Annotated in this window: 3 protein-coding genes and 1 pseudogene; 2 read left to right on the top strand and 2 right to left on the bottom strand. The window is 70.7% G+C overall.

Annotated features, from left to right (window positions below):
* Both D1643_RS09730 and D1643_RS09725 read right to left on the bottom strand, forming a co-directional pair.
* A pseudogene (locus D1643_RS09730) lies at positions 1-697 on the bottom strand (lipase family protein); the annotation flags it as partial.
* Positions 698-911: 214 nt separating this feature from the next.
* A complete protein-coding gene (locus tag D1643_RS09725) occupies positions 912-2,468 on the bottom strand; it encodes a cellulase family glycosylhydrolase (protein ID WP_160710437.1) in 1,557 nt (518 codons plus the stop codon).
* 536 nt (positions 2,469-3,004) lie between these two features.
* Here D1643_RS09725 and D1643_RS09720 point away from each other — a divergent pair.
* Both D1643_RS09720 and D1643_RS09715 read left to right on the top strand, forming a co-directional pair.
* Positions 3,005-3,667, top strand: coding sequence for a cytochrome c biogenesis CcdA family protein (locus D1643_RS09720; protein WP_160710436.1), 663 nt, complete (start codon positions 3,005-3,007; stop codon positions 3,665-3,667).
* Positions 3,668-3,683: 16 nt separating this feature from the next.
* Entirely contained in the window at positions 3,684-4,541 is an 858-nt protein-coding gene (locus tag D1643_RS09715) for a TlpA disulfide reductase family protein (protein WP_160710435.1), read from the top strand.
* Positions 4,542-5,123 lie beyond the last annotated feature (582 nt).

The following is a 5,123-nucleotide window of genomic DNA, read 5'->3' as shown; positions in this document are numbered from 1 at the left end:
CCGCGCCGGCGCCGGCACCCGCGCCCAGCGACGCGGCGGCCGAGGCGGCGTCGTGCGCGCCCGGCGCGCCCCGATCCTCAGCGCCGCCGTCCTGGGCGCCACCGCCGAGGGCATCCTCCCCCGTCGCGTCCCAGGTGTTCGGATCTACCGTCTTGGCGGCGAAGGTGTAGGCCACGCCCTCGTGCGACCCCGTGAGGAAGGCGCCCACCTCGTCGAGCAGGCTGCTGCGCCAGGCGTAGGAATCGGTGCGCACGCGGGAGAACCCGAGCTGGGTCAGGGCCTCCTCGGCGAAGGGGCGAGCGCCTGCCGTCCCGCTGTACCAGCACGACTCGGCATTGCACACCGCCGTGAGCACGGCACAGGCCCGGGCCAGGTCGTGGTTGTAGTCGCCGGAGTCGGCCAGAAGCCAGCGGTCGTCCCACACAAGCGTCGTCGAGGCGCAGGGCTTCTCGGACGGGACGCCCGCCATCCATGCCACGGCAGCCGCCTCGGAGAGGTAGGAGACCTCCGCCGCGCACCATGGGGAGCCAGTCGTCGCCGCCGCCGACACCGATGGCGACGGCGCGGCCAGAGCCCGCGCCCGCCCGGCGGAGATGCCGGCATAGCGGCCCTCCACGGCCAGGAGCGCCACCACCATCAGGCAGGCCGCCACCACGGCCATCACGCGCATCGTATGTCGAACGATCCGAGCCGCCACTGCTCGCCCTTCCCTCTCGATTCAAGCTGCGAACACGATAGCACCCACGCGAGCCCCGCGGGGCGGCAGGAGCCACTCTCACAGAATCGTAAGGCGGCGACCGGCGCAGCTTACGCCCCTGTCACCCGAGGCCTCGGCCACGAGCCCTGCCCCGCAGGGCGATACGCCGCCGACGGCATCCCGCTCCGCGCCCCAGGCACACGCCGCCGACGCGCTAGGCGCCCGTGACGATGAGGCCCACGTCGGACAGCTGCCCGCCGGCGGGAATGACCCCGTTGTAGGAGGCAGACGCCACGCGCAGGGTCGAGCCCTCCGCGTCGAAGGAGCCGTTCCAGCCCTCCCTCACCGAGACGGCCCCGTCGACCGGCACCTCGATCGTCCAGCCGTCCGTGGGCGCGGCGCCGTTGTTGCGGACGGTCAAGTCGTAGAGGTAGACCGTCCGACCGTCCTCCTCCCACGTCTGGCGCACCCGCGCCGACCAGGAGAGCACGCCCGCCGACCCCGCCTCGGCAAGGGGCCCGGCACTCGACGCCGCCGCCCCGACCCCGTCCGCCAGCGCCGCTGACGCCGGCGTCCCGTCCGAGACGCCCCCATCGTCCGACAGCGCCCCGCCTGCCGGCCGCGCGCCGGAGAGCGCCTCGCGCAGCCAGCGACCCTCGGCGCTCAGGTCGCCCTCCTCGAACCCGCTCGTCTTCGCGCACCCTGCCGCGAAGAGCGCCGACGACTCGTCCTTGTTCGACAGGTTCCAGCACACGTAGCTCACACCCAAATCGTCCATGAGGGACACCCATGCATCGGCCGACGCGTAGTCCACCGCCCCGCTGCCGCTCGCATCGCAGATGCCGAACTCGCTCACGAACACCGGCAGCCCCGCCTCCATGGCCGCGGCCATGCGCTCGCGCAGGGGCTGCTGGTGAGTGGCCGCGTAGAAGTGCAGCGCGTAGAGCACGTTTTCGCCCAGCTCTCCCTCGAGCGGGTCGGCAGCCGCCGCATCGACGCGCTGCGACCACTCCGGCGTCCCCACGATGACGACGGCGTCCGGGTCGTTGGCACGGATGGCGGGAATGACGCGCTCGGCATAGGCACGCACGTCGTCCCAGGTGGCGCTCCCGTTGGGCTCGTTGCAGATCTCGTAGAGCACGTTGTCGCGCTCCGCCAGGTCGGCCGACACCTCCTCGAAGAACGCCACCGCCTCGTCGGCGTAGACGAGCGGGCTCTGGTCTGACAGCACGTGCCAGTCGACGATGACGTACAGGTCGGCATCGGCCGCCCAGGCCACGCCGTCGCGCACGAGCTGGCCGAGGGCCGCGTGCTCGCCGCCGGTGCACCAGCCCCCGGACTCCGCGGTGTAGAGCGCCAACCGCACCACGTTGGCGCCCCAGTCGTCGCGCAGCTCGCGAAACAGGTCGGCGTTCACGTACTGCGGGAACCACGCCAGTCCGTGAGTCGACACGCCCCGCAGCTGCACGGGCGCACCATCCGCGCCGCAGAGACGCCCGCCAGACACCTGGAGCGCACCGGACGCGGAGGGCGCGGCGGCGGCCGACCCAGACGCCAGATCGCCCGCGGCCGCGTCGCCGGACACGGCGCCCGCGTCGGTGGCATCGGCGGAAGGCGCGTCCCCCGCAGCCGGCGCAGGCGCGGGCACAGGCACGGACGCAGACGAGGCACAGCCGACAAGCCCGCCCGCGGCCAGCACCGCGACGAACAGCGCCGCCACGAGGCGGGCGGCAGCGCCCACAGCATGTCGGGCGACACGTGCTGCGACCATGCACCCCTCCTTTCCGGGAACAACCTGCGAACACGATAGCATCCCGCCGCGAGGACGCGCCTCGCACAAGCCCAAGATCCTCGGCGGGAACGCCCGCGCAGCAGCCGGCAGACAGCCACAGCCACTTTTTTCGCCCAGGATGGCACTAATTGGCAGTTTGGTACGCCTCGCTGCGACTCGCAGAGCAAAAAAGTTCACCAAGAAAAACCGTCACCTGGGAAAACGCCTGGAACTCACCCGCGAAAAAAGCAGGAAGGTCGAAAACCAGGCGCCAGCACCGTACCAAATCGCCAATTAGTGCCATCTCGCGCGCGAAAAGTGGCATTGGGGGATGGCGTCGAAGAGGCGCCGCCTTATGAGAGGGCCATCTCGCGCGCGAAAAGCGGCATCGGGCGCACCCGGGACCGCCGCATCCGCCCACCGGGTAAGCAAACGCCAACAATCCGCCCGGCGCACCTGCCGCCCGCGGCACCGCTGCTATACTTCCCCGGTGACCGACGGCGCCCGCGGGCGCTCCAACCAGGAAGGCGACCGGCATGCAGTACCTCATCTCGTTCCTCGAGGGCATCGTGACCTTCGTCTCCCCCTGCTTGCTGCCCATGATCCCGCTCTACGTCACCTACTTCGCAGCCGGCGAGGAGTCCTCCACGCGCACGGTGCTCAAGAACGCGCTCGGGTTCGTGCTCGGGTTTACCACCGTGTTCGTGGCCATGGGCGCGCTCGCCTCCACCCTCGGGGCGTTTCTCATCGCGTACCAGGGCATCGTCAACGTCATCTGCGGCGCGGTGGTCGTCTTCTTCGGGCTGTACTTCCTCGGCGTGGTGAAACTCGGCTTCCTACGCGGCGCGAATGCCTCGATGGCCGGCCGCCAACTGGGATTTCTCTCCTCGGCCGCCTTCGGCGTGGTGTTCTCCGTCGGCTGGACCCCCTGCGTCGGCGCCTTCCTCGGCTCGGCGCTCATGCTGGCCTCCACCCAAGGATCGGTGACGGTAGGCGTGGTCATGCTGCTGTGCTACTCGGCCGGCCTCGGGCTGCCCTTCGTGCTGGCCGCCGTACTCATCGACAAGCTGAAGGGCGCCTTCGATGCCATCAAGCGCCACTACGACGTCATCACCAAGGCATGCGGCTGGTTCCTGGTGGCCGTGGGCATCCTCATGGCCACGGGTCTGCTGGGCAACCTGCTCGCACTGCTGAGCTAGGGAAAGGACGCACCCCATGGAAGAGAAGAACGCAAGGGAAAAGCTCGACGAGGCGAAGGCTCCCCTGGACGTGGAAGGCCCTCGGCGCGCTGCGGCGGGCGGGGGCAGCCCTGATGCGGAGGGCGCCGGCGTCGCCCCGCACGGCAAGGCGCCCGTCGCGCCGGATGAGCCGTCCCGCCAGCCTGAGAGCACCCCTGACGCCGAGGGCCTCAAGGCAGCTCGCGACCGCACGAGCCATCGCACGCTCGTCATCTGCGCCGTCGCCTTCGCCGTGCTGCTCGTGGGTGCCGGCGCGGCCTACAGCGTGCTCGCGCCCGCAGCCGAAAAGGCCGATCTAGTGGCCGAGCCCGCCTACAAGGACGCCGCCGGGAAGGCGCCGTCGTCCAGCCTGCCGGGCGAGGAGGACACGACCGGCCGCGACGCCCAGGGCAGCGGAAAGGGCGCCGCGTCTCAGCCCGTGACCGCCCCCGACTTCACCGCTGTGGACACCGAGGGCCGCGAGGTCACGCTGGCGGACTTCCGGGGGAAGCCCGTCGTGCTCAATTTCTGGGCCAGCTGGTGCGGGCCCTGCCAAAGCGAGATGCCCGCGTTTCAAGCTGCCTTCCAGCGCTACGGCGACGACGTGCAGTTCCTCATGGTCAACATGACCGGGATGAACGGCGAGACCCTCGAGACCGCGACGCGCCTCATCACGAGCGAGCACTACACCTTCCCCGTCTTCTTCGATCAGAACAGCTCGGCAGCGCGCGCCTACGGCGTGAACTCCATCCCGCAGACCTGGTTCATCGCCGCCGACGGCACCGTGACCGCGCGCGCCATGGGCGCCCTGAGCGAGGCGAAGCTCGAGCAGGGAATCGAGCTCATCGCGTCGTAGGGCCCTCTCCGGAAGGCGGGGGGGGCAGCGGCCGCGGGGCGCGCTCGCTCCCTCGCGGCCCCTTTCTGCACAGTTCTTTCGACTTTGCGACGGCCTCGCCGAGGCGCTCTGCCAACGCGAAACAAATGCGCTCTATCGTCCCAGTTCACCGTTATTCTCAATCGAGATTAATAACGGGGTGAAACATGTAACGCCCTGACGAGCGGGCGATAGGCGGCAAAAACGCCCTGCGTTTGTCGCAAAGTCGAAAGAACTGTGCAGAGGGGGGCAGAGCCGGGGGCGCGGGAGACCAGTGGGGCACATGGGAGGATCGGCAGGGCGCGGGGGGCTCCGACGGGAGGGTTCCGACGGAGCGCGGTGGTCGGCACGGGCGAGCGGGAAGACTTCGGCAAGCGCGCGGCGGTCGGCAGGGCGCAGGGAAGCTCCAGCGGAAGGCACCGGGCGCAGGGAGCTCCGACGGAGCGCGCAGGGGTCGGCACGGGCGAGCGGGAGGGTCCCGGCGGAAGGCACCGGGCGCGCAGGGTCAGCCGGGCGCAGGGGGCTCCGGCGGAGCGCGCGAGCGCGGCGGGCCGCGCGGCCCTC

The organism is Enterorhabdus sp. P55 (assembly GCF_009911695.1).
Taxonomy (GTDB): domain Bacteria; phylum Actinomycetota; class Coriobacteriia; order Coriobacteriales; family Eggerthellaceae; genus Enterorhabdus.
This window is presented reverse-complemented; position numbering and strand designations above follow the sequence as displayed.

What these genes read in the sequence shown, in the direction of transcription:
- D1643_RS09725 (WP_160710437.1), bottom strand. Translation starts at nt 2,468, where the DNA reads ATGGTCGCAGCACGTGTCGCCCGACATGCTGTGGGCGCTGCCGCCCGC.
- D1643_RS09720 (WP_160710436.1), top strand. Translation starts at nt 3,005, where the DNA reads ATGCAGTACCTCATCTCGTTCCTCGAGGGCATCGTGACCTTCGTCTCC.
- D1643_RS09715 (WP_160710435.1), top strand. Translation starts at nt 3,684, where the DNA reads ATGGAAGAGAAGAACGCAAGGGAAAAGCTCGACGAGGCGAAGGCTCCC.